Source organism: Kribbella sp. ALI-6-A, assembly GCF_001984195.1.
Classification (GTDB): Bacteria; Actinomycetota; Actinomycetes; order Propionibacteriales; family Kribbellaceae; genus Kribbella.
On record NZ_MTQN01000012.1, the window covers coordinates 1,126,374 to 1,151,091 of the forward strand.

The window sequence follows — 24,718 nt, forward strand, 5'->3', positions numbered from 1 at the left end:
GCGTCCCCCGTCGGGGTAACACTCTGTGTAGCCGAGGACCAGGCTGAGTGGTCACTTTCGAACGATTGACGTGTACGGAAAGTACTCACCGCGGACGATGCGCAGCGTGAGGGATCGAGGTTGGCTGCGAAGCAGCTTTCCGTTGCCGACCGCCGCTATCCTCTCTTCCTCTCTTCCTCTCTTCCTCTCTTCCTCTCTTCCTCTCTTCCTCTCTTCCTCTCTTCCTCTCTTCCTCTCAGCGGTGGATCACGACGAGGTCGGCGTACGGGCCGAGCGGGCCGGTGGTCAGGCGTGCGGCGCCGTCGAGTGGGTTGCCGGCGGGTGGTGTCAGCCGGGCCTGCGGCGGGAGTGCGGCGCGGAGGGGTTCGAGAAGTTGGTCTCCCGCGGCTTCGAAGACGCCGCCGACGAGGGCGACCGGGACGGCGTCGCGGCCGGGGAGCGCGTTGACGGCTGTGGTGATGGTTTCGGCGATGTCGGCGGCGGCTTGGGTGATGATCGCTCGGGCGACCTGGTCGCCGGTGGCGGCGTACTTGAAGACGGTGGGGGCGAAGGCGGCTACGTCGGACACCAGCGTGGGTGAGGCGTACAGGGTGACCGGGTCGAGGGCGGCGGTTGCGAGGGCGGTTGCTGGGCCTCGGCCGTCGCGGGATCGTTGGACGGCGACCAGGCCGGCCCGGCCGATGGCGAAGGCGCTGCCGGCGTCGCCGAAGAGGTAGCCGTGGCCGTCGACCTTGTGGCGGCGGCCGTCCGGGCCGATCGCCAGGCAGACCAGGCCGGTGCCAGCGGCAACTACTACGCCGTGGCTGCCGGCCAGGGCGCCGGCGTGGGCGGTGACGACGTCCTGGGTGAGACGGATTTCCCGGGCCGGGAGCAGCTCGGCGACGGCCTTGGCCAGTTGGCGGGCGACGACCGGGTCGGGCGGGAAGCCGGCGAGGCCGAGGCAGATCGTGTCGATGAGCCCGCGGCGAGGACCGGCTCCGCGCAGCAGGTCGGCGGCGCCCGCGTCGGTGACGGCGGTTTGGATCGCGTCGATGGTTGCGGCCAGGCTGTTCGGTCCGTGCTGGTAGCCGGGGCCGCTACCGGTCCGGCCGTCGGGCAGAACCCGAAGGCGGAGGGTGGACTGGCCGCCGTCGACCGCAAGGCTGATCATGTCGGATCCACCGTCCCCGACGGCCGGGTCATCAGCAGTCCACGGACTCACCGGGACGTTGTGTAGAGCAACTCACGAGTCGTGTGCAGGCGACTCAGCACAGTGGTGAGATCCGGCCCGTAAACAGTCACCGACTCGTCGCACCAGCGGTCGACGATGGGCTCGTTCGCGGTCACCTGGACGGTCAGTTCGGTCAGGTTCAGCTCGTAGAACTGGGTGGCGTTGCCGGTCATGTCGACGATCGTGCGGAGCAGGTCCGCGGCTTGCCGCTCCCACTGGTCGTTGTCGGCGGCAACCTCGTCCGGGCGGATCAGCAGGATGTCCACATCACTGTCCAAGTCACCGTCGCCCCGCGCGGCCGCGCCGTACAGGCTGGCGTGCACAGGCGGCAACGACCAGGTCGCCAGCTCGGCACGCAGGCTGGTGACGAACGTCGTCCGTAAGTCGGCCAGCAGTTCGACCGCCTGAGCCGCGAGGTGCTTGCGGTTGAGGGTGTAGAGCAGCGAGTTGCCCGCCTCGGCGACGTGCACCAAACCGGTCGAGGTGAGCCGCTGCAGCACCAGCCGTACGCCGGCGACGCTGCCCACGCCCGCCAGCGCGTGCACCTGCCGACCGGACAGACCTCGATCGGCGCCCGCGAGCACCTGCAGCACCGCCCCGTCCAGCGACGGTACGACGGTGGCGATCGGTCGGCCGAAGTCCATAGTGCGGTCACCCTAGTGACTATTGTGATCAATCGCCTACTTTCCGTGACATCGCAAGAACCTGCTGATCGGAAAACAAGCACCCTTGATTCTTTTCTGGGTCGGTGGGACGCTCGGCGGGTGGATCTGGACGAGGTACTGGCCGATCTCTGGGCCGAGAACGCCGAACTCGACATGCTCGTCGCCGGCCTCGCCGCCGACGCCTGGACGACACCGACGCCGGCCGAGGGCTGGACGGTGGCGCACCAGATCGCGCACCTGGCCTGGACCGACGAGGCCGCGCTGAGCGCGATCACCGATCAGGACGCGTTCCAGGAGACGCTGCGCAAGGCCGCTGCCAACCCGGCGAGCTACGTCGACGAGGGCGCCGCCGAGGGAGCCGCGCTGCCGGCCGAGCAGCTGCTGCCGTACTGGCGGGAGTCGCGCACCGAGCTGGCCGAGGCGTTGAAGCAGGTCCCGGACGGCGAGAAGATCGCCTGGTTCGGGCCGCCGATGAGCGCCACCTCGATGGCGACCGCGCGGCTGATGGAGACCTGGGCGCACGGCCAGGACATTCACGACGGGCTCGGTGTGACCCGGCAGCCGTCGAGCCGGCTGCGGCACGTCGCGCACCTCGCCGTCCGGACGCGGGACTTCTCCTACCGGCTGCACGACCGGACGCCGCCCGCGGAGCCGTTCCACGTGGAACTGTCCGGCCCCGACGGCCAGACCTGGACGTACGGCGACCCGGCCGCGAGCCAGCGGGTGACCGGTCCGGCGCTCGACTTCTGCCTGCTCGCGACCCAGCGCCGGCATCGCGACGACCTCGCGGTCGAGGCGGTCGGCGCCGACGCCGAGCAGTGGCTGGACATCATCCAGGCCTTCGCCGGACTGCCGGGCAAGGGCCGCGTCGCGGGTCAGTTCGGCTGAGGGGACGGCGATGACGGAACCGGTCCGGATCGGCAACGCGTCGGGGTTCTACGGCGACCGGTTCAGCGCCTTTCACGAGATGGTGACCGGCGGGCCGCTCGACTACGTCACCGGCGACTACCTGGCCGAGCTGACGATGCTGATCCTCGGGCGCGACCGGCTGAAGGACCCCTCGCTCGGCTACGCCCGGACCTTCCTCAAGCAGCTCGAGACCGGACTCGGTGAGGCGCTCGACCGCGGAGTCAAGGTGGTCAGCAACGCCGGTGGGTTGAATCCTGCCGGGTTGGCCGAGGCCGTCCATGGACTTGTCGACAAGCTCGGTCTCACGGCGAAGGTGGCGTTCGTCGAGGGTGACGACTTGTTGGCGCGGGCCGGGAAGTTGGGGTTGGGGTCGCCGTTGACGGCGAATGCCTACCTGGGGGCCTGGGGGATCGCCGAGGCGTTGCGTGCGGGTGCCGATGTCGTGGTCACCGGGCGCGTCACCGACGCCTCGGTGATCGTCGGCCCGGCCGCCGCCCACCACGGCTGGCAGCGCGACCAGTACGACGAACTGGCCGGCGCCGTCGTCGCCGGGCACGTGATCGAGTGCGGCTGCCAGGCGACCGGCGGCAACTACGCCTTCTTCCACGAGCTGCGCAACCTCGAGCGCCCCGGCTTCCCGATCGCGGAGATCCACGCCGACGGCTCCAGCGTGATCACCAAACACGACGGCACCAGCGGCGCGGTCACGATCGACACGGTCAAGGCCCAGCTGCTCTACGAGATCACCGGCGCCCGGTACGCCGGCCCCGACGTGACCACCCGGCTCGACACGATCGAGCTGGCCGACGACGGGCCCGACCGGATCCGGATCAGCGGGGTCCAGGGCGAGCCACCGCCACCGACGTACAAGGTGTCGCTGAACAGCCTCGGCGGGTTCCGCAACGAGGTCGACTTCGTGCTCACCGGGCTCGAGCTCGAGGCGAAGGCCGAGCTGGTCCAGCGGCAGCTCGAAGAGAGCCTGCCGCGCAAGCCGGCCGAGCTGAAGTGGTCGCTGAACTGGACCGAGCAGCCGAACGCGGAGACCGAGGAGCTGGCCAGCGTCCTGCTCAAGTGCGTGGTGAAGGACCCCGATCCGAAGGTGGTCGGCCGGGCGTTCTCCAGCGCGGCGGTCGAGCTGGCGCTCGCGAGCTACCCGGGCTTCCACGTGACCCGGCCGCCGGAGGACGGTTCGCCGTACGGGGTGTTCACGGCGGGCTTCGTCGACATCACCGAGGTGGAGCACGTCGTGGTGCTGCCGGACGGGTCGCGCCGCGTGATCGAGCCGGCCGCCGAGACGCAGAAGCTGGAGCCGGTCGAAGAAGCGGAGCTGCCGATGCCCCTGCCGCAGCTGGTCGCGGCCGGTCGGCCGGCGCGGTCGCTGACACGGGAGGTGCCGCTCGGGCGGGTGGCCGGCGCACGGAGCGGCGACAAGGGTGGCGACGCGAACGTCGGAGTCTGGGTGCGCAACGAGACGGCCTGGCGCTGGCTCGCGCACACGCTGACGATCGGGCTGTTCAAGGAGCTGCTGCCGGAGACCGAGGATCTGCGGGTCACTCGATACGTGCTGCCGAACCTGTGGGCGTTGAACTTCGTGGTCGAAGGGCTGCTGGGCGAGGGCGTCGCGTCCCAGGCACGCTTCGATCCGCAGGCCAAGGCGGTCGGCGAATGGCTGCGCTCGCGGTACGTCGACGTGCCGGAGGTGTTGCTGTGAACGACTTCCGGGACTCCGTACGACGGTTCATGGCGTCCGAGGTGCTGCCGTCGCTGGACGAGTGGGAGCGCGCGGGTGAGTTGCCGCGGGAGCTGCACAAGAAGGCAGGCGAGCTGGGGCTTCTCGGTGTCGGCTTTCCCGAGGCGGTCGGAGGCGGCGGCGGTTCGCTGGCGGACGCGATCGCGGTGGTCGAGGAGATGCACTACAGCGGCGGGTCGGGCGGACTGGTCGCGTCGCTGCTGACCTGCGGAATCGCGGTACCGCATATTGTTGCTGCAGGCAATCAAGCTCAGATCGACCGGTGGGTGCGGCCGACGCTGGCCGGTGAGCTGATCGGGTCGCTGGCGATCACCGAGCCCGACGGCGGGTCGGACGTCGCGTCGTTGCGCACGACGGCTCGACGCGACGGCGATCACTTCGTCGTGAACGGGTCCAAGACCTACATCACGTCGGGGTGTCGCGCCGACTTCGTCACTGTCGCTGTGCGGACCGGCGGCCCGGGTGCCCACGGGATCTCGTTGCTGGTGGTCGAACGCGGCGACTTCGAGGTGTCCCGCAAGCTGGAGAAGATGGGCTGGCTGTGCTCGGACACGGCCGAGCTGTCGTTCACCGAAGCGCGGGTGCCGGTCGAGAACCTGGTGGGCGTCGAGGGCAGCGGGTTCGTCCAGCTCGCGCAGAACTTCGTGGCCGAGCGGTTGACGCTGGCGGCGCAGGCGTACGCCGGTGCGCAGCGGGCCCTCGATCTCACCGTGCAGTGGTGCCGGGCGCGCAAGACGTTCGACCGGCCGCTGATCTCGCGGCAGACGGTGCAGTTCACGCTGACCGAGATGGCACGGCGGATCGACGTCGCGCGGGTCTACGTGCACGACGTCGTACGGCGCGCGGAAGCGGGCGAGGACGTGATCGCCGAGGTCTGCTTCGCCAAGAACACCGCGGTCGAAGCCGGTCAGTGGGTCTGCGACCAGGCGCTGCAACTGCACGGCGGCCTCGGCTACATGCGCGAGTCGGAGGTCGAGCGGCAGTACCGCGACCAGAAGATCCTCGCCATCGGCGGCGGCACCACGGAGATCTTGACCGGCCTGGCCGCGAAGAGACTGGGGTTCACCGGATGAGCAATCGTGAGGCAATGCTGGAGAAGCTCGCCGCGCTGGACGCCGAGCACGCGAAGGCGCTGGCGGGTGGCGGCGAGAAGTACGTCGCGCGCCACCACAAGCGCGGCAAGCTGCTGGCGCGGGAGCGGATCGAGCTGCTGCTCGACCCCGACTCGGCATTCCTGGAGCTGTCGCCGCTGGCCGGCTGGGGCTCCGACTTCACGGTCGGCGCGAGCCTGGTCACCGGGATCGGTGTGGTCGAGGGCGTCGAGTGCCTGATCACCGCGAACGATCCGACGGTCAAGGGCGGCGCGAGCAACCCGTGGACGCTGAAGAAAGCGTTGCGCGCCGACGAGATCGCGCGGGCGAACCGGCTGCCGGTGATCAGCCTGGTCGAGTCCGGCGGTGCGGATCTTCCCACGCAGAAGGAGATCTTCATCCCCGGCGGGGCGATGTTCCGCAACCTGACCCGGCTGTCGGCCGAGGGCATTCCGACGATCGCGCTGGTCTTCGGAAACTCGACCGCGGGCGGCGCGTACATCCCCGGCATGAGCGACTACGTGGTGATGGTCGACGGGGGCGCGAAGGTCTTTCTGGCCGGGCCGCCGCTGGTGAAGATGGCGACCGGTGAGGACGCCGACGACGAGTCGCTCGGCGGCGCCGCGATGCACGCGCGCGTCTCGGGACTCGCGGACTACTTCGCCGTCGACGAGCCCGACGCGATCCGGCTCGGGCGGCAGATCGTCTCGCGGCTGAACTGGAACAAGCTCGGCCCGCCGCCGGCGCCGTCGTACGAGGAGCCGTTGTACGACGCGGACGAGCTGCTCGGCATCGTGCCGGGCGACCTGAAGGTCCCGTTCGATCCGCGGGACGTGATCGCGCGGGTGGTGGACGGGTCGGTGTTCGACGAGTTCAAGCCGCTGTACGGGTCGTCGCTGGCGACCGGATGGGCGTCGGTGCACGGGTATCCGGTCGGGATCCTGGCGAACGCGCGCGGCGTGCTGTTCTCCGAGGAGTCGCAGAAGGCCGCGCAGTTCATCCAGCTGGCGAACCGCACGTCGGTGCCGTTGATCTTCCTGCACAACACGACCGGCTACATGGTCGGGCAGGAGTACGAGCAGGGCGGGATCATCAAGCACGGCGCGCAGATGATCAACGCGGTCTCGAACTCGAAGGTGCCGCACGTCTCGATCCTGATGGGGGCGTCGTACGGCGCCGGGCACTACGGGATGTGCGGACGGGCGTTCGATCCGCGGTTCCTGTTCGCCTGGCCGTCGGCGAAGTCGGCGGTGACGGGGCCGCAGCAGCTCGCCGGGGTGCTGTCGATCGTCGCGCGGGCCGCCGCTGCCGCGAAGGGCCAGCCGTACGACGAGGACGGGGACGCCGCGATGCGCGCGTACGTCGAGGGGCAGATCGAGGCGGAGTCGCTGCCGATGTTCCTGTCCGGGCGGCTGTACGACGACGGCGTGATCGATCCGCGCGACACCCGGACCGTGCTCGGGCTGTGCCTGTCCGCCATTCACTCGGCGCCGGTGGAGGGCACGTCCTCCTTCGGCGTGTTCAGGATGTGACGACGATGATCAACTCGGTGCTGGTGGCCAACCGCGGGGAGATCGCGCGGCGGGTGTTCCGGACGGCGCGGGCGTTGGGGCTGGGCACGGTCGCGGTGCACTCGACCGCCGACGCGTCGGCGCCGTACGTCGGGGAGGCGGATGCGGCGGTCCTGCTGCCGGGGAACGCTCCGGGTGAGACGTATCTGCGCGGCGACCTGGTGATCGCGGCGGCGCGCGCGGCGGGAGCCGACGCGGTGCATCCGGGCTACGGGTTCTTGTCGGAGAACGCGTCGTTCGCGCGCGACGTGATCGACGCGGGCCTGACGTGGATCGGGCCGCCGGTCGAGGCGATCGCGGCGATGGGGTCGAAGGTCGAGGCGAAGAAGCTGATGGCGGCGGCCGGCGTACCGGTGCTGGCGGAGCTGGGGTCGGTGGACGCCGACGACCTGCCGGTGCTGGTGAAGGCCTCCGCCGGTGGCGGCGGTCGCGGGATGCGGGTGGTGCATCGGCTGGAGGATCTGGCCGGGGAGATCGAGGCGGCGTCGGCGGAGGCGTTGTCGGCGTTCGGGGACGGGACGGTCTTCTGCGAGCGGTATCTGGCGACCGGGCGGCACATCGAGGTGCAGGTGCTGGCGGATCAGCACGGGACGGTGTGGGCGGTCGGCGAGCGGGAGTGCTCGATCCAGCGGCGGCACCAGAAGGTCGTCGAGGAGTCACCGTCGCCGCTGGTGGAGCGGGTGCCGGGGATGCGCGCGGAGTTGTTCGCGGCGGCGCGGAAGGCCGCTGAGGCGATCGGGTACGTCGGGGCGGGGACGGTGGAGTTCCTGGCGGACGAGGCCGGGCGGTTCTACTTCCTGGAGATGAACACGCGGCTCCAGGTGGAGCATCCGGTGACTGAGGCTGTGACCGGGTTGGATCTGGTGGCGTTGCAGATGTCGATCGCGGCGGGTGAAGCCTTGCCGGCTCAGCCGCCGGAGCCGGTGGGGCATTCCATCGAGGTGCGGTTGTACGCCGAGGAGCCGGCGCAGGACTGGCAGCCGCAGACCGGCCGCCTCCACCGCTTCGCGCTTCCCGCGTGCGAATTCGAGCCTGGTGGACCACGAAGTGGTGCGCCTTGGGTGCGCGTGGATTCCGGTGTCGTGTCGGGCTCCGAGGTTTCGCCGTACTACGACGCGATGCTGGCGAAGGTGATCGTCTGGGGCGCCACTCGGGACGCGGCTGCTCGGCGGTTGGCTTCCGCGCTGGCTTCGGCGCAGATCCACGGCGTACGGACGAATCGGGATCTGCTGGTGTGGATCCTGCGGCATCCCGCGTTTGGCGCCGGAGACACCGATACCGGGTTCTTCGAGCGGTACGGGGTCGGCGAACCCCTTGCGGACAAGGAAGCCGAGGAGTTGTCGGCGCTGGCGGCGGCGCTGGCGGATGCGGCGCGGAATCGCGCGACGGCGAAGGTGCAAGGCAGGCTGCCGAGCGGGTGGCGGAATCTGCCGTCGCAGCCGCAGCGGAAGAGCTACGCGGTCGGCGATTCGACGTACGAGGTGTCCTACCGGCTGACGCGGGACGGGCTGGTGACCGACGGCGACGTGAAGCTGGTCGAGGCGTCCGCGGAGCGGGTGGTGCTGGACCTGGGTGGAGTACGCCGCGGGTTTGCCGTGGCGGCGTACCCGGGGCTGGTGTGTGTGGACTCGGCGCTGGGCCCGGTGGCCTTGACGCCGGTCGAGCGGTTCCCGGATCCGGCGCGGCAGCTGGCGGCCGGCTCGTTGGTGGCGCCGATGCCGGGATCGGTGATCCGCGTGGGGGTGGCGGTGGGCGACGAGGTGAAGCAGGGACAGCCGCTGCTCTGGCTGGAGGCGATGAAGATGGAGCACACCATTTCTGCTCCGGCCGACGGGGTGGTGGCCGAGCTCACCGTGGGCGAGGGTGAGCAGGTCGAGGTCGGGGCCGTTCTGGCCGTCGTACGGGCAGGGGAGGACGCATGAGCTTCGTCGAGACCGAAGAGCGCCGCGCGCTGCGGGCGGCGGTGAGCGAGCTGGGGCACGAGTACGGGTACGCGTGGTTCACCGCGCGGGCGCGCAAGGGCGAGCAGACCACCGAGCTGTGGCAGGAGGCCGGCAAGCTCGGCTATCTGGGCGTCAACCTGCCCGAGCAGTACGGCGGAGGCGGCGGCGGGATGGCCGACCTGTCGATCGTGCTGGAGGAGTTGGGCGCGGCCGGCTGCCCGCTGCTGATGATGGTCGTCTCGCCCGCGATCTGCGGCACGGTGATCAGCCGGTTCGGCACCGACGGCCAGAAGCAGCGCTGGCTGCCGGGGCTCGCGGACGGCTCGACCACGATGGCGTTCGCGATCACCGAACCGGACGCCGGGTCGAACTCGCACAACATCACCACCACCGCGCGGCGGACCGCTGACGGCTGGTCGCTGTCCGGCCGGAAGGTCTACATCTCCGGCCTCGACGTCGCGCAGGCCGTGCTGGTCGTCGGCCGGACCGAGGACGCGAAGACCGGCCGGCTCAAGCCCGCGCTGTTCATCGTGCCGACCGACGCGCCGGGGGTCGAGTTCCGGCAGATCGAGATGGACCTGATCAGCCCGGACAAGCAGTTCTCGCTGTACCTGGACGACGTCGCGCTGCCCACCGAGGCGCTGGTCGGTTCCGAGGACGCCGCACTGCTGCAGCTGTTCGCCGGGCTGAACCCCGAGCGGATCATGGCCTCGGCGTTCGCGATCGGCATCGGCCGGCACGCGCTCGGCAAAGCCGTTGCCTATGTCAAGGACCGGCAGGTCTGGAAGGCCCCGATCGGCGCCCACCAGGGGATCTCGCACCCGCTGGCCCAGGTCAAGATCGAGCTCGAACTGGCCCGGCTGATGATGCAGAAGGCGGCCGCCCTGTACGACGCGGGCGAAGACCTGGCCGCCGGCGAGGCCGCGAACATGGCCAAGTACGCCGCCGGCGAGGCGTGCGTCCGGGCCACCGACCAGGCGGTGCAGTCGCTCGGCGGCAACGGCATGACGGTCGAGTACGGCGTCGCGTCGCTGGTCGCCGCGGCCCGCGCGACCCGGATCGCCCCGGTCAGCCGGGAGATGATCCTCAACTTCGTCGCCCAGCACTCCTTGGGTCTACCCAAGTCGTACTGATTCGGACACAGTCTTGCCACTCAGCTTCGGAAAGGACCGCCCATGGTGATTCACAGCGAGTTCCCGCCGGTCGAGGTGCTGGACGTGCCGATCCACGACGCCGTGCTCGGCCGCGCCCAGGAGTACGGCGATCGGCCGGCCCTGGTCGACGGCGTGACCGGGAAGGAGATCAGTTACGCGCAGCTGGACGCGATGAGCCGCCGGGTCGCGGCCGGCTTCGCCGAGCTCGGCATCGCCAAGGGTGACGTGATCGCGCTGCACAGCCCGAACACGATCATCTACCCGGTCGTCTTCTACGGCGCGACCCGCGCCGGTGCGACCGTGACCACCGTCAACGCGCTCTACACCGCCGAAGAGCTGCACAAGCAACTCGTCGACTCGAAGGCGACGCTGCTGGTGACGATCTCGCTGTTCCTCCCGGTGGCGACCGCCGCCGTCGAGGGCACCGACGTCCGGGAGATCCTCGTCTGCGACCAGGCCGCGGGCTACCGCTCGGTGATGGAGCTGGTCGCCTCGACCGGTCCCGAGCCGGTGATCTCCTTCGACGCTGCCGAGGATGTCGCCGTCCTGCCGTACTCCAGCGGGACGACGGGCGCGGCCAAGGGCGTGATGCTGACGCACCGCAACATCGCGACCAACATCGCCCAGGCCCAGGCGACCTTCACGATGGGCGAGGACGAGCGGATCATCGCGATCCTGCCGTTCTTCCACATCTACGGGCTGAGCGTGCTGATGAACCTGCCGCTGCGGGCCGGCGCGACCGTGGTGGTGCTGCCGAAGTTCGACCTGGACCAGTTCCTGACCACGCTGGACCAGCAGCGGATCACCCGGGCGTTCGTCGCGCCGCCGATCGTGCTCGCGCTGGCCAAGCACCCGGCCGTGGACGGGGTCGACCTGTCCGCCCTGAGGTACGTGACTTCGGCCGCGGCGCCGCTCGACGGTGAGCTGGCTGAGGCGTGTGCGAAGCGGCTCGGGCTGCACGCGGTCCTGCAGGCGTACGGGATGACCGAGCTGTCGCCCGGCACGCACGCCGTACCGCAGGACGCTGTCGATCCGCCGGCCGGAGCCGTGGGCAAGCTGTTCCCGTCCACCGAGATGCGACTGGTCGGTGCCGATGGCAACGATGTGGGCGAGGGCGAGACCGGGGAGATCTGGATCCGCGGTCCGCAGGTGATGAAGGGTTACCTCGGGCGGCAGGCCGAGACCGACGCCACGATCGACCCGGACGGCTGGCTGCACACGGGCGACATCGGGCGGGTGGACGAGCGCGGCTACCTGTACGTCGTCGACCGGGTCAAGGAGCTGATCAAGTACCACGGCTACCAGGTGCCGCCGGCCGAGCTGGAGGCCGTGCTGCTGACCGACGACCGGGTCGCGGACGCCGCGGTGATCGGGGTGCAGTCCGAGGGCAACGAGGTGCCGAAGGCGTTTGTCGTCCCGATGCCGGGCAGCGGGCTGACCGAGCAGGACGTGATGGACTACGTGGCCGAGCGGGTGGCGCCGTACAAGAAGATCCGGCAGGTGGAGTTCATCGAGGCGGTGCCGAAGGCGGCGTCGGGCAAGATCCTGCGCCGCGAACTGCGGGCCCGGGAGTCCTCGGGTGGCTGAGCCCCTGCGCGCTCCGCAGCAGGACCGGAGCCGGGCGACTCGGCAGAAGCTGCTCGAGGCTTCGGTCGAGTCACTGGCCCAGGTCGGGTACGCCGCGACGACGGTGGCCGTCGTCGCGGCACGCGCCGGGGTGTCACGGGGAGCCGCGCAGCACCACTTCCCGACCCGGGCGGACCTGTTCGAGGCGGCGGTCGAGTACATGACCGAGGTGCGGCTGGCGGAGATCCGGTCGCACGCCGCGTCGCTGCCGGTGGGAGCCGGGCGGACCGAGGCGATCGTGGCGATGCTGGCCGACGTCTACACGGGACCGCTGTTCCGCGCCGCGCTGCACCTGTGGGTCGCGGCGTCGACCGAGGAGCCGCTGCGGCGGCAGATCGTCCGGCTGGAGGCGCACGTCGGGCGGCAGGCACACCGGGCCCTGCTGGAGGTGCTCGACGTGAGCGAGAAGACGCCGGGCGTGCGTGAGACCGTGCAGGGGATTCTGGACATGGCCCGCGGGCTCGGCCTGGCCGACCTGCTGACCGACGACAGCAAGCGCCGCCGGGGCATCGTCCGGCAGTGGTCGAAGATCCTGGACCAGGCGCTGTCAGGCTGAGCGCTGGAGTTCTTCGGGCGCGTTGTCGGATTCCGGGTCGCGGGTTCGTGGACAAGACAACCGGACCGAACAAGCTCCCCGACAGGAGAACCACGATGAACGACCAGGCCAGCCAAGTCACCAGACCGTTCCGATTCGGGGTCGTCGCGCCGATCACGTCCGACCTGCCGACGTGGCGGGACCGCGTCCGCCGCATCGCTGACAGCGGCTACTCGACGTTGCTGATGCCCGACGTTCCCACCTGGCAACCAGCCCTCGGCCCCACGCTGGCGACCGCGGCCGCGCTCACCGACTTGCGGATCGGCTCGTGGGTCTATGCCGCCGCGCTGCGTGACCCATGGAGCACGGCGTGGGAGGCCCACTCACTCTCGGTCCTCACGGAGGGCCGCTTCGACATGGGCATCGGCGCCGGCCGACCAGGGATCGAGGTCGAACTGGGGCTGCCCGCCGTCTCCCTCGCCGAGCGTCGCGAGAGGATGCGCGAGACCGTGGCCGCCCTGCGGCGGTTCGACGGACCGGATCTGCACACGCCGGTGGTGATGGCGGTGAGCGGATCGAAGTCGCAGGCGCTGGCGCTCGAAGTCGCCGACGCGGTCACGTTCGTGCTCCCACCGGACGATGACCGGGTCGAGACCACGAACCGGGTCCACGACTTTCTCGGGAGCCGGGACATCGAGCTCGCTCAGCACGTCGCCGTTGTCGGCGACGGTGTCGCTCCGTTCATGGCCCCGCCCGACCTCGACACCGCGGCGCTACACGCGGCCGACTCGCTCGTCGTCCTGCCGAGCGATCCCGCGGCAGCCGCCGAAGAGATCCAACGACGTCGCGAGGAAATCGGGTTCTCCTACTTCGTCATCGGCGCCGACTTTGCCGACACCCTCGCGCCGGTCGTGACCGAGCTGGCCGGCCGGTAGCACGCGATCGTGCGCCGGAACGACGTTCACCAGTCGGCAGATTCACAACACAGCGAGCTTCTGTTCTCAGCGCTGTTTGCGGCTGGCTGTGCGTTGGTCGACCTTCTCGGCGAGCAGGTCGGGCTCGCACTCGGCCAAGTGGTCGCGGACCAGTAGGTGGATGAAGGCGTACTCGCCACGGCCGGTGCGGGTCAGGACGTAGCGGTCGGCGGCGTACTGGAGGAAGGCGCGGCGGCGCCACGGGAGGTAGCCGGTCCAGCGGAGGAGCAGGCCGTGCATCAGCCGGGACGTCGGACCGGCGAACAGGGGCGGACGCCGGCGCCAGGCCTTCGCGGCGACGACGCCCGCGATGACTCCGAGGATCGCCTCCAGCTCGGTCCAGGCGGGATCGACGCCCAGGGCCAGCGCGACGACGACGGCTCCGGCCACGCCGGCGACGACCCAGAGGTCCATCAGATCGCGGACGTCGTCGTACTGGCGGACCAGGTGGTCCATCGGCAGGGCCTTCACCAGGCGGATGCCTTGAGCAACGATCAGGCCGACGGTTGCTCCGGCCAGGAAGGCTTGGGGCTGGTCGAGCTGGGTCAGCACCAGGGTGGAGCCGAGCGTGACGACGGCCAGCCGGACCAGGAGCAGCAACCGGCGTCGCGGACCGTCGGAGACAAGCAGCTCGACCGCGTACGACGCGACGACGGCTGCGGCCAGTACGAGCAGCGCCAGCCACCTGGGGAGCGCTGCGAAGACGGTGGCACCGGCCAGAGCGGAGCCGAAACCGGCCACGGCTCCGACGGCGGTCATCGCGGCGGCGACCAGGCGGCTCGGCTGGCCGGGGATCTTGCGGAGCGGCTGCCACGGGCGGGGACGGATGTGGACGAGCAGCAGGCTGGTCGCTCCCACGGCGACGCCCGCCAGTACGCCGTACAGGGCGGTGAGGGCGAGAGCTGCTCCGCCGACCAGACCGGCGAAGAGGGCCGGCAGGCAGACCCGGTGGGCCAGGTAGCCGACGCTGGGGAGCGACAGGCCGTACCAGCCGTTGGGGGTGAGCCAGCGCGGTACGGCGGTGCGGTCGCCGGCCCGGGTGCGGGTCCACCAGGCCAGGCACCAGAGCGAGCGGAGGGCTGTGCGAGAGTCGTACTGCCGGCTGGCTGGGCGGGGGCGCGACAGCACCTCGGCGAGGAACGTGTCGAACAGGGCGCGGCGGTGGTCGGAGATGGCGCCGGCTGCGATTTCCTCGGCGGCCCGGCCCTGATAGGCGAGCGCCATCACGTTGAGCATCAGCGGTGAGGTGATCAGGTCCCAGAGATCGTCGTCCTGCTCCATCGCGACCCGCGCGCCGGCCAGCTCCGGGCCGACGGCGGTGAAGTAGTCGAGGACCTGGCGGCGGTTGAGCGGGCGGATGCGGACGGCGCCGTACAGCTTGAGGGGCTGCGGCAGTTGTTCGTAGTCATGGATGCGGCAGGTGACGGCGAGCTGGCCGATCAGGTAGCGCTGCTGGAGCTCCTCGAGGGCAGGGGCGAGTCGGACCCGGTGCTGGAGGGCTATCTCGTCGACGCCGTCGAGCAGGAGAGCCAGGCGGCCCTTGCGGAGCCAGACCCGTCCGACGGCGACGGGGATCTGGTAGCGGTTGTTCAGCTCGCGGAGCAGCCAGCGGACGAAGCCGGCCAGCACCGGGCTGTCGCCGGGGTCGTCGTCCTCGTGGCGGGTGGTGATCGGACCGGTCCAGCCGGACAGGTCGACCATGACGGGGATCGGCTGCTCGGGGTCCTGGTGGGCCTTGGCGGCGAGCGTGCGCGCCAGGTCGAGCAGCAGGGTCGTCTTGCCGGCACCGGGCGCGCCGAGGATCAGGACCGAGTCCTGGAGGTCGTCGAAGGCCTTGGCGATGTCGGCGTTCTCGCGGACCTCGGGGTCGGCGCTGTGCAGCGGCTGGACCAGCAGGTCGTACGGGCGGACGACGGCGTCCGGGCTGGCGTCGAGCGCGAGCGACAGCCGGGTGTACTGCGCGAGCGAGCCGGCGACGCGCTCGGACAGGTAACGGTCGACGTGGGCGAGAGCGTTCGGCCGGTTGCGCGGCTGGTCGGCGAACCGGGCCGAGACGGTGGTGGTCCGGCGGCTGCGCAGCTCCCAGACGCCGGTGACGATCGCGACCAGCCAGAGCACGCCGATGACGGGCCAGGACCAGTCGGCGTACGGCTGCAGGAAGGTAGGGGCGGTGCCACCGGTGCCGACGTTGATCGCGATCGGCAGCAGTACCAGCGTGAGGGAGACCGAGAGCACCACGAGGACGACCCTCAGCACACCGCGCATCCTCACCCACGGAGGGTATCCATCGGTCGGTCCCCGCGCGCGCCCAGCCGGTGCGTTCCACGGGGTGGTTCCGCCGTCGTGAAAAAGTTGTTCGTTCAGTTAGGTTGCTTATGTCATGACTACTGAGCAGACCGACCGGGCGGCCGTCGGGCTTCGGTCCGAACGCGGTCCCATCCTGCTGTCGGTGATGCTCAGCGTCGGCCTGGTCGCGATCGACGCCACCATCCTGGCCACCGCCGTACCGGCCGTCGTCGAGGATCTCGGCGGGTTCACCCAGTTCCCGTGGCTGTTCTCGATCTACCTGCTGGCCCAGGCGATCTCGGTCCCGATCTACGGCAAGCTGGCCGACCTGCGCGGGCGCAAGCCGATCATGCTGCTCGGCGTGGGCCTGTTCGTGCTCGGCTCGGTGCTGTGCGGCGTCGCCTGGAGCATGCCGGCGCTGATCGCGTTCCGGCTGATCCAGGGCCTCGGCGCCGGGGCGATCCAGCCGATCGGGATGACGATCATCGGCGACATCTACTCGGTCGCCGAGCGCGCCCGGGTGCAGGGCTACATCGCCAGCGTCTGGGGCATCTCGTCGTTCGTCGGCCCCGCGCTCGGTGGCGTTTTCGCCGACTACATCTCGTGGCGCTGGATCTTCTTCGTGAACATCCCACTCGGCCTGGCCGCGGCCTGGGTCCTGGTCCGGCGCTTCAAGGAGAACGTCGTCCGGGGTGACAAGCCGCAGATCGACTACTGGGGCACGATCCTGCTCGCGGTCGGCGGCTCGCTGCTGCTGCTCGGGCTGCTCGAGGGCGGCGTGATGTGGTCCTGGGACTCCGTCGCGAGCATCGTGATCCTGGCGGTGTCGGTGGTGCTGCTCGCCGCGTTCGTGCTGGTCGAGCGGCGGGCGCCGGAGCCGGTGCTGCCGCTGTGGGTGCTCGGTCACCGGGTGCTGAACTCGGCGAACTCGTCGGCGCTGCTGATCGGCGTACTGATGGTCGGGCTGTCCACCTACGTGCCGCTGTACGCCCAGGGTGTGCTCGGGACGAGCGCGCTGGTCGCCGGGTTCGCGCTGGCGGCGATGACGCTCGGCTGGCCGATCGCCGCGTCGCTGGCCGGCAAGGTCTACCTGCGCGTCGGCTTCCGGACGACGATGCTGCTCGGCGCGGTGATCGTGGTGATCGGGTCGGGGTTGCTGCTGACGGTGTCGTCGGACAGCTCGGTGCTCTACCTGGCGCTGGCCTGCTTCGTGATCGGCCTCGGGCTCGGCTTCGCGGCGTCGCCGGGCGTGGTCGCGGCGCAGTCGTCGGTGGACTGGCGCAGTCGTGGGGTGGTGACGGGCGCCAACATGTTCGCCCGGTCGGTGGGCAGCGCGGTCGGGGTCGCGGCGTTCGGCGCGGTCGCGAACGCCGTGGTGGCCTCCCGGCTCGGCGGCAGCCACGGGGACCTGGAGCACCTGTCGGGCGACGTACTGGCTCCCGCGATCCACGACGTGTACCTGGGCGCGGCAGGCGCGGCCGTACTGCTGGTCGTCGCGGTGGTGTTCATGCCCAACCGGGTGGAGGAGAAGCCGCGCGACTGACCGGTCAGGCGCCTCGGGACTCGGCGATGCGGCGGAGCCAGTAGCGGAACCAGTCGGGGCCGTAGGGCAGGTAGACACGCGTCGGTACGCCTCGGGTGTGGAGGTCGTCGAGGGCCTCCGGGCGTACGCCGAGGAGCTGCTCGACGGAGACCTGGCCGGTGCTGAGCAGGACGGCTTCGCGCAGGCGTCCGTCGTGGGTGGCCAGGGACCAGGGTGTGCCGGCCGCCGCCAGCTGGTGGGCCAGGCGGAGGAAGGCGACGTCGGTGGGTTCGCCGTACGGGTGGGCGCCGCGGGGCTCGACGTACGCGCCCTTGACCAGGCGGATGTGCACGCCGGCTTCGATCAGGGTGTCGGCGTCGGCCGGAGAGCGCAGGAGATTGGCCTGGAGGGTTGCACCCAGGCGGTCGGCCAGTCCGCGGGCGGCGACATCTCGGACGCAGCCGAGGACCTTGTCGGTCCGGGTCGCGTCCTCGGCGCCGACCTGGATCCGGCGGCCGGGCGGCAGAGCGGCGGCGATCTCGGCGAGCAGATCGGCGGCGCCGGTGGGGTCGACGTCGAGGGCGAAGTGGGAGAGGTCGACCGAGAGCCAGACGTCGGCCGGCGGTGCGGGGAGCCGCTCGACCAGCTCGAGGTAGTCGTCGGCGACGCGGCGGGCTTCCGTCGTACTGGTGGAGAGCTCGCCGAAGAGGTCGATGCTGACGCCGTGGCCCTGACTGAGTGCTTGGGCAGCTCTGGACAAGGCCTCGTCGCGGGTCCGGCCGGCGACGTACCGGGAGGCGGCGCGGTAGGCGCCCTGTTCGCCGCCCGGCAGCGCCTTCACCAGCTGCTCGAATCGCTCGTTGGTCGCCAGCTTGAAGAGGATCGCCCGGTCCGCTCGCATCCGCCGAGTCTGCCGCGCGGGCAGGTCACCGCCGGGCTTCGCTCTAGGTTGGGGGCATGCGCGAGGTGGATTGTGTCGGGGCGTTGATCCGCGACGCCGGGCAGCGGGTGTACGTGCACCGGCGGACGGCTCAGCGGCGGTTGCTGCCGGGGATCTGGGACATCGTCGGTGGGCACCTCGAGGCCGGGGAGACGCCTGTTGAGGCGCTGGCGCGCGAGGTCGAGGAGGAGACCGGGTGGACCGTGCGCGAGGTGCTGGCGCCGGTGGCCGACTGGGAGTGGGAGTACGAGGGGCGCGTACGGCGGGAGCTGGACTTCCTCGTCGCGGTCGACGGTGACCTGTCCGCGCCGCGGCTGGAGGAGGGCAAGCACGACGCGAGCGCCTGGGTCGGGCCGGACGACGTCGAGCTGCTGATGGTCGGCCGGACCGACGGGGACCGGAGGCTGCGGGACATCGTGGCGCACGCCGTACGGATTCGGCTGACCGAGCGGCTGCGGCTGGAGCCGGTGCGGGGACCTGGACCGGCGCTGACCGGACATGCGGCGGACCTCGAGCGGTTGCACGCGGACCCGTGGGTTGCCGAGTGGTACGCCGAGACGTTGTCGGCCGAGCAGGCGGTGACGCGCGCGACCACGATGCAGGAGGCGTGGGAGCGCGACGGGGTGAGCAAGTGGATGGCGTACGAGCGGGTTGGCGGCGCGCTCGTCGGGCGCGGTGGGCTGTCTCGCATGGGCGCTTCGGGGACCGCCGAGCAGATCGCCGCCCTGGTCGGACCGGAGTGGGCGGCGGACCGGCTGGAACTGGGGTGGGCGCTACTGACGACGGCCCGCGGAAAGGGCTATGCGACCGAAATCGGCTCGGCCGGGCTGGATTTCGCCTTCGGGACGCTGGGCGCCCGGGCGGTCGTGGCCTACACCGAGCGGCACAACCGGGCCTCGCGAGCGGTGATGGAACGGCTGGGCATGACGTACGCCGGCGAGATCACCGCCGAGGGGCTGGTCGAGGGCGGCACCGGCGTACGGCCGGACGCGGCTTTCGCGGTCTACCAGCAGCCCGCCGGGCGCGACTGAGACAGCGAAGGTCCGGACCGGCGACAACCGGACCGGAAGCGGACCTGAAACGCTCTGACCTGCGGGTTCTTCGGGTCCGGACGCAAAACAGCTCCGCTGTGTGACCGCCCAGGCGCGGCGGTCACACAGCGGAGCGGGCCACCTGGGGGACGGCTCATGGTGAGGTTCACGAGCCGTCGGTGTCCCGCGCCGGAGGTCTTCTGTCGACAAATCCGCCCGATCCCCGGCGTGGGGCACTGACCCCAGCTCCTGACCCGAGGTGTCGGTCAGGAGTGGTTGGAACGGCTGGGCGGCGGCGACACAGGGATTCAACCGCCTGCCCAGCCGGGCTGGTGGGCGGTGCGGTCCGGAGCTGAGGAGTGCTCCGGACCGCACCTGGGTTGTGTCCGGGGACTGAGGAGTGTCCCGGACCTTTCGGTGCACTGCTCCTGGACGTGAGGAGACTCCAGGCGCAGCCGCTCGGGTCTGAGGAGGACCCGAGCAAGATCAGCTGTCCGTACCGTCCTGCGGCCCGAGGAGGTCGTTGGTGACCCGAAGGCCGGCGAACCGCCTCTTCATGGCCTGCTCGTACCGCGCTGCCAGCGGCGCTTCCGCGACGTACTGCGCGATCACGTGCTCGCCGAACCAGACCCGCACCCGGCGGCGGTGCTGCCTCGACGTCATCTCCGCGACTGTCACTACTTGCTCACCCCGTAACTCTCAGGCCTTGCAACCAGTTGGACTTACTGGTTGTCATGGCAGTAATGGTGCACAACCCGAGCGTGACCGCTCTAGGACCTGAGGCGGACCTTTGCCGGACCTCTTCAGGACCTCTCGCGGACATCTGGGTGACTGCACCTTGTCGTGGGGCATCAGTCGAGACAACGTCTGATCTGACGTGAACGGGAGGAACGATGGCGGGTAGGTATGCGCCAAGAACGGTCCTGGCGCACCTGATCCAGCGCCGGAACCAGACCTACTCCGAGATCGTCGCCGAGTTCGTCGAGCTGGGTGGAACCATCACCGAGCGGCACCTGCGGCGCCTCGCATCGGGCGAGCGCGCAGGGACCACTCCTCAGACCCGGCGCACCCTGCAACGCATGTTCGGCAAGCCGGTCGAGGAACTCCTCGCCCCGTACGTCCCCGAGCAGGCTGCCCAGGTGGTGCCGGCACCTGCCGCGAGTGGACGGATCACGACAGGGAATGAGATGGAGGTACTCGACATGGCTGCCAGCCGTGCGCGGGCGTTCGCCCTCGCGGCCCAGACCGGTCTCGGGAGCGAGGCCATGGAACAGGTGTACGACGACGTGCGTCACGTCGCGAAGGCCTACCCGCAGCGTCCGCTGCCGGAGATCCTCGGCCAGCTGGTCGAGACCCAGGACCTGGTCTTCGCGTTGCTGGAGAGCCGGCAGCGTCCGGAACACCTGCGGCAGCTGTACTTCCTCGGTGGCGTCACCGGCGGCCTGCTGGCCAAGGCCTCGCACGACCTGGGCAACCCGCACGCCGCGCTGACCCAGGCCCGGACGGCGTTCCTGTGCGCCGACAACGCCGACCACCACGGCCTGCGCGCCTGGGTCCGCGGCCTGCAGTCCCTGGTCTCGTACTGGGCCGGCAACCCGCACGACTCCGTCCGGTACGCCCAGCTCGGTGCCGGCTACGCCGAGCAGGCCAACAGCACCACCAGCGTCTGGCTGCCGGTCAGCGAGGCCCGCGCCTGGGCCGCGCTCGGCAACTCCGACGCCACCCGCGCCGCCCTGGAGCGCGCGGAGAACGCGTGGAACTCGGTCCGCAACGACGAGCTCGACGAGATGGGCGGCCTGTGCACCTTCGGGCGCAACCGCCAGCTGTACTACGCCGCCGACGCGCTCGCCTGGCTGCCCGGGGAGATGGAGACCGCCGAGCGGTACTCCAACCAGGCCGTGGACGCCTACACCGACCAGTCGCACCCGGAGTGGGCCTTCGGCGACGCCGCCGGCAGCCACGCCGCGATGGCGATCACCCGGATCGCGAGCGGTGAGCTGGACGGCGCCGCCGACGCGATCGCCCCGGTCCTGGGTCTGCCGGCCGAGCGCCGGATCAACGGCGTGGTGCACTCGGCCCGCCGGGTCCACCAGGCCCTGCGGCAGTCCGGTCGCGCCGACGACGCCCGCGAGCTGCAGGAAGAGATCGAGCTGTTCACCCGGACCCCCATTCAGAGCTTCCCGCGCTGATGGATCCGCTCATCGGTGAGCGCTGCAGGTTGCGCGAGGTCCGGCTCGACGATCTCGACGACTACCTGGCGATCACCGGTGACGACCGGGTCACCAGCTGGCTGTCGTTCGACAGCTACACCAGGGACAGCGCCGCCCGCTCCGTGAGGTCGATCGTCGACCGCTCGGCCCGCGAGGACCGCCCCGACCACCTGTTCGCCGTCACCCGCCTGGACGACGACCGGATGATCGGCTTCGCGCGGCTGGGCCCGACCGGGGTCCAGGCCGCTCACCTCGGTTACGCGATCGGTTTCGACCACTGGGGTCGCGGCTTCGCCACCGACGCCGCCCGCACGATGCTCCGCTTCGCCTTCACCGACCTGTCCCTGCACCGCGTCAGCGCCGCGATCGGCCCGGAGAACCTGGCCTCGGTCGCCGTCGTCAAACGCCTCGGCTTCACCCACGAAGGCCGCATCCGCCACCACGTCTTCACCAACGGCGCCTGGCGCGACTCACTGCTCTACTCGATCCTCGAGCACGAGTGGTCGGGCAAACCGCCGGCGGACCAGCAGAGCTGAGCTCGCAGCGGCACCGGACGGTTCATCTGGTGCACATGTTCGTGTCATCGGACTCCTTGACAGTGGCTTGTCTGCACAAGGAGGGTTCGCGGGATGACCGAAGCGCAACAGGTGCCGGAGTGGGCTGATCCGGAGGTGCCTGAGGAGCGGCTGGATTCGCAGGGGGTTTCCCGGCGGGGGCTGCTGCGGGGAGCCGGGCTGGTGGGTGGGGCGGGGTTGCTCGGAGTTGCCGGCGCTGGTGAGGCTGCGGCTGTGTCCGGGGGCGACCCGGAGCTGGTCTGGCTGGTCGGGGACCACCACGTGCACAGCCGCTACAGCCACGACGCGAAGTACGACTTCAGTCAGCTGGCGCAGCGGGGAGCGCAGTTCGGGCTGGACTGGATGGCGTTCACCGAGCACAGCAACTTCGGGCACGCCGACAAGGGTGCGGTGGCCGAGCAGGCCGAGGTGGTGAAGGCGCGGGCGGAGAACCCGCGGATGCTGATCTTCCAGGGGCTCGAGTGGTACATCCCGGCCGCGGAGCACGGCACCGTGCTGGTCGCGCCGGGGCCCAACGCCGTAGCGCTGCTGCAGGCCTTCGAGCGTGAGTACGACGGCAAGCTCACCAACCGCTCGGCCGACACCGCGGAGAACGAAGCGCACGCGGTGAAGGCCTTGCAGTGGCTGGCCGAGCAGAAGAAGCGCGGGTACGTCGACGACGTCCTGGTGCTCGCCAACCATCCGCTCCGGCTCGGCATCGACGCCCCGCACGAGCTGCGCGCCTGGCGGGACACCGGCGTCTGCATCGGCATGGAAGGCGCGCCCGGATCGCAGGGCGACGCCGAACCGGCCTGGGTTGCCTACCGCGGCGCCACCAACGCGCAGCGCGGCGAGTATGTGAACGCACCCGGCACCGGTAGCCACCCCGGCTACCCGGCCGACGCGTACCGCACGTACGGCGGCTTCGACTGGGCGACCGCGACCGTTGGCGGGCTCTGGGACTCTCTGCTCGCCGAGGGCCGGCTGTTCTCGATCACGTCGAACAGCGACAACCACCGCACCATCTGGGACACGTGGAAGGACGGGGAGTTCCCGCCCGGGCAGACGTTCGACTCGCTCGGCTGGAAGCCCTCGCCGACCGACACCGGCGTACCGCAGGCCGGGAGCGACTTCTGGCCCGGCCAGTTCAGCCGGACCCACGTCGGCGTCACCCGCTACTCCTACCTGGACGTGATGGCCGGACTACGTGCCGGCCGGGTCTGGGTGGACCACGGCCAGCTGGTCGACGGTCTGGACGTCCGGCTAGCGACGGCCGGCTCCAAGAAGCGCGGCGTCACTCTGGGCGGACGGCTCAAGGCTCAGCGCGGCGAACGCCTGGAGCTGCGCGTCACCGTGACCAGCGCGACCAGACCGAACTTCCACGGCGTCCTGCCGCGCCTGGCCCACCTGGACGTCATCCGTGGCGTGGTGACCGGCCCGGTGCGTGACCGCGACAGCTGGAAGGCACCCGACACCAGAGTGGTCGAGCAGCTCGACGTACGGCGCAAGTCGGGCACCTACACGCTGCACATCCCGCTGGGCCGGGCCGAGCGCAGCCACTACCTGCGGCTGCGCGGCAGCGACGGCCGCCGCAACGGTCCGGGCTACCTGGGCCGGGCGATCGATCCGTCCGGGCCGATCCAGCACCCGGTGAACGACGGCGACCCGTGGCTGGACACCTGGCTCTACACCAACCCGATCTTCGTCGACGTCGGCCGGTGACGATGGTCGCGGGCTTGGAGTGGTGGGGAGACTGGGGTTATGACCGCCACGCTGCCGACCAGCCTTTCAGAGGCACTGCTCGATCCGGTGAGGGACGGCCTGGCCCGGATGATCATGACGAAGGTGGCCGGGCCGGATCCCCGTGCCGAGCGGAACCGGGTCCACAACACCCCCGGGCCTAGGTGGTTCGCGCCGGACCGCCCGATCCGCCGGGTGCACGGCGACGCGGCGATGTTCGCCGGCGGGCTGCGCGCGCTGCTGCTCCAGTCGCTGCACCCGCTGGCGATGGCCGCCGTTTCGGCGCACTCCGGCTACCGCGGCGACCCGTGGGGCCGGCTGCAGCGGACCAGCTTCTTCCTCGCCATCACCACGTACGGCGCGGAGGCTGACGCGGAGGAAGCGATCGCCAGGGTGAAGGCGGTGCACGAGCGTGTCCGCGGCACCAGCCCGGACGGTACGCCGTACCGGGCCGGTGATCCGCATCTGCTCAAGTGGGTGCACCTGGCCGAGATCGACAGCTTCCTGGCCGCCCACCAGCAGTACGGCGTGGCGCCGCTCGACTCGGCCGAGCAGGACGGGTACGTCGAGGACACCGCTCGCGTCGCGCGCGCACTGGGCGTCGTCGACCCACCGACGACGCTGCTGGAGCTGCGGCAGATGCTGGATTGGTACCGGCCCGAGCTGCGCGGCACCACCGAGGCGCGGCAGGCAGCGCGCTTCATCCTGATCCACCCGCCGGTGCCGTTGGCCGCGCGACCGGCGTACGGCGTACTGACGGCTGCTGCGATCGGCCTGCTGCCGTGGTGGTCGCGCTGGCCGTTGCGACTGCCCTATCTGCCGCTGGCCGAAGGCACAGTGGTCCGCGCAGCCGGAGAAGGGCTCACGCGCACGATTCGCTGGGCGCTGACCTCACCGATCCTGGGAAATGTCGACAAAGCTACGGCCTGACCGGATTGAATGCGCATTCCTGCGCACGTCCGCGCGACCGGCGCGCTGAAACGCCCTTCGCGCCGGTAGTTTGCTCT

General features: G+C 70.6%; 20 protein-coding genes. 15 read left to right on the forward strand and 5 right to left on the reverse strand.

Translation table 11 applies throughout. The features are described 5' to 3' along the window. Nucleotides 1–235 precede the first annotated feature (235 nt). Both BWI15_RS31865 and BWI15_RS31870 read right to left on the reverse strand, forming a co-directional pair. Complete coding sequence (locus BWI15_RS31865) at nt 236–1,150, reverse strand: N-acetylglucosamine kinase (RefSeq protein WP_077018221.1); 915 nt, start codon at nt 1,148–1,150, stop codon at nt 236–238. Nucleotides 1,151–1,197: 47 nt separating this feature from the next. Further along, nucleotides 1,198–1,854: a nucleotidyltransferase domain-containing protein gene (locus BWI15_RS31870; RefSeq protein ID WP_077018222.1), complete on the reverse strand. Its 657-nt coding sequence runs from the start codon at nt 1,852–1,854 to the stop codon at nt 1,198–1,200. A 120-nt stretch (nt 1,855–1,974) separates the two neighbouring features. Between BWI15_RS31870 and BWI15_RS31875 the strand changes: the two genes are divergently transcribed. The 9 genes from BWI15_RS31875 to BWI15_RS31915 all read left to right on the forward strand — a co-directional run bounded on the left by BWI15_RS31875 (nt 1,975) and on the right by BWI15_RS31915 (nt 13,389). Then, the gene (locus tag BWI15_RS31875; protein ID WP_077018223.1) at nt 1,975–2,763 is read left to right on the forward strand and encodes a TIGR03084 family metal-binding protein; all 789 of its coding nucleotides are present in this window, start codon (nt 1,975–1,977) and stop codon (nt 2,761–2,763) included. A 10-nt stretch (nt 2,764–2,773) separates the two neighbouring features. After that, nucleotides 2,774–4,495 (forward strand): acyclic terpene utilization AtuA family protein, encoded by a 1,722-nt coding sequence (locus tag BWI15_RS31880; protein ID WP_077018224.1) that lies wholly within the window; start codon nt 2,774–2,776, stop codon nt 4,493–4,495. Further along, nucleotides 4,492–5,607: an acyl-CoA dehydrogenase family protein gene (locus tag BWI15_RS31885; protein ID WP_202817778.1), complete on the forward strand. Its 1,116-nt coding sequence runs from the start codon at nt 4,492–4,494 to the stop codon at nt 5,605–5,607. The genes BWI15_RS31880 and BWI15_RS31885 overlap by 4 nt, the downstream gene beginning before the upstream one ends. Next, nucleotides 5,604–7,157 (forward strand): acyl-CoA carboxylase subunit beta, encoded by a 1,554-nt coding sequence (locus BWI15_RS31890; RefSeq protein ID WP_077018226.1) that lies wholly within the window; start codon nt 5,604–5,606, stop codon nt 7,155–7,157. The genes BWI15_RS31885 and BWI15_RS31890 overlap by 4 nt, the downstream gene beginning before the upstream one ends. 5 nt (nt 7,158–7,162) lie before the next feature. Beyond that, nucleotides 7,163–9,118 (forward strand): acetyl/propionyl/methylcrotonyl-CoA carboxylase subunit alpha, encoded by a 1,956-nt coding sequence (locus BWI15_RS31895; RefSeq protein ID WP_077019436.1) that lies wholly within the window; start codon nt 7,163–7,165, stop codon nt 9,116–9,118. Continuing rightward, on the forward strand, nt 9,115–10,272 hold the full coding sequence (locus tag BWI15_RS31900; protein ID WP_077018227.1) for an acyl-CoA dehydrogenase family protein: 1,158 nt from the start codon (nt 9,115–9,117) through the stop codon (nt 10,270–10,272). The genes BWI15_RS31895 and BWI15_RS31900 overlap by 4 nt, the downstream gene beginning before the upstream one ends. 42 nt (nt 10,273–10,314) lie before the next feature. Then, nucleotides 10,315–11,880 (forward strand): AMP-binding protein, encoded by a 1,566-nt coding sequence (locus tag BWI15_RS31905; RefSeq protein WP_077018228.1) that lies wholly within the window; start codon nt 10,315–10,317, stop codon nt 11,878–11,880. Then, nucleotides 11,873–12,475 carry a TetR/AcrR family transcriptional regulator gene (locus BWI15_RS31910; protein WP_077018229.1) on the forward strand — a complete coding sequence of 201 codons (603 nt, stop codon included), beginning with the start codon at nt 11,873–11,875 and terminating at the stop codon, nt 12,473–12,475. The genes BWI15_RS31905 and BWI15_RS31910 overlap by 8 nt, the downstream gene beginning before the upstream one ends. Nucleotides 12,476–12,570: 95 nt before the next feature. Further along, the gene (locus BWI15_RS31915) at nt 12,571–13,389 is read left to right on the forward strand and encodes an LLM class flavin-dependent oxidoreductase (RefSeq protein ID WP_077018230.1); all 819 of its coding nucleotides are present in this window, start codon (nt 12,571–12,573) and stop codon (nt 13,387–13,389) included. Between the two features lie 66 nt (nt 13,390–13,455). Here BWI15_RS31915 and BWI15_RS31920 read toward each other — a convergent pair whose 3' ends face one another. After that, complete coding sequence (locus BWI15_RS31920) at nt 13,456–15,684, reverse strand: NACHT domain-containing protein (RefSeq protein WP_077019437.1); 2,229 nt, start codon at nt 15,682–15,684, stop codon at nt 13,456–13,458. A gap of 124 nt (nt 15,685–15,808) precedes the next feature. Between BWI15_RS31920 and BWI15_RS31925 the strand changes: the two genes are divergently transcribed. Continuing rightward, complete coding sequence (locus BWI15_RS31925; RefSeq protein WP_077018231.1) at nt 15,809–17,257, forward strand: MDR family MFS transporter; 1,449 nt, start codon at nt 15,809–15,811, stop codon at nt 17,255–17,257. 4 nt (nt 17,258–17,261) lie between these two features. Here BWI15_RS31925 and BWI15_RS31930 read toward each other — a convergent pair whose 3' ends face one another. Then, the gene (locus BWI15_RS31930; RefSeq protein WP_077018232.1) at nt 17,262–18,137 is read right to left on the reverse strand and encodes a proline dehydrogenase family protein; all 876 of its coding nucleotides are present in this window, start codon (nt 18,135–18,137) and stop codon (nt 17,262–17,264) included. A 56-nt stretch (nt 18,138–18,193) separates the two neighbouring features. On the opposite strand from BWI15_RS31930, the gene BWI15_RS31935 reads away from it, so the two are divergent. Next, the gene (locus BWI15_RS31935) at nt 18,194–19,207 is read left to right on the forward strand and encodes a GNAT family N-acetyltransferase (RefSeq protein WP_077018233.1); all 1,014 of its coding nucleotides are present in this window, start codon (nt 18,194–18,196) and stop codon (nt 19,205–19,207) included. Nucleotides 19,208–19,693: 486 nt separating this feature from the next. Here BWI15_RS31935 and BWI15_RS39615 read toward each other — a convergent pair whose 3' ends face one another. Further along, nucleotides 19,694–19,870, reverse strand: a complete 177-nt coding sequence (locus tag BWI15_RS39615) for a hypothetical protein (RefSeq protein WP_168197410.1) — start codon at nt 19,868–19,870, stop codon at nt 19,694–19,696. A 230-nt stretch (nt 19,871–20,100) separates the two neighbouring features. Between BWI15_RS39615 and BWI15_RS31945 the strand changes: the two genes are divergently transcribed. The 4 genes from BWI15_RS31945 to BWI15_RS31960 all read left to right on the forward strand — a co-directional run bounded on the left by BWI15_RS31945 (nt 20,101) and on the right by BWI15_RS31960 (nt 24,641). Then, nucleotides 20,101–21,396, forward strand: a complete 1,296-nt coding sequence (locus BWI15_RS31945) for a transcriptional regulator (protein ID WP_077018235.1) — start codon at nt 20,101–20,103, stop codon at nt 21,394–21,396. Beyond that, nucleotides 21,396–21,953, forward strand: coding sequence for a GNAT family N-acetyltransferase (locus BWI15_RS31950; protein WP_077018236.1), 558 nt, complete (start codon nt 21,396–21,398; stop codon nt 21,951–21,953). Before BWI15_RS31945 ends, BWI15_RS31950 begins: the two co-directional genes overlap by 1 nt. A gap of 93 nt (nt 21,954–22,046) precedes the next feature. Beyond that, nucleotides 22,047–23,693 (forward strand): PHP domain-containing protein, encoded by a 1,647-nt coding sequence (locus BWI15_RS31955; protein ID WP_077018237.1) that lies wholly within the window; start codon nt 22,047–22,049, stop codon nt 23,691–23,693. Nucleotides 23,694–23,732: 39 nt separating this feature from the next. Next, nucleotides 23,733–24,641, forward strand: a complete 909-nt coding sequence (locus tag BWI15_RS31960) for an oxygenase MpaB family protein (protein WP_077018238.1) — start codon at nt 23,733–23,735, stop codon at nt 24,639–24,641. The last annotated feature ends 77 nt before the right edge of the window (nt 24,642–24,718 follow it).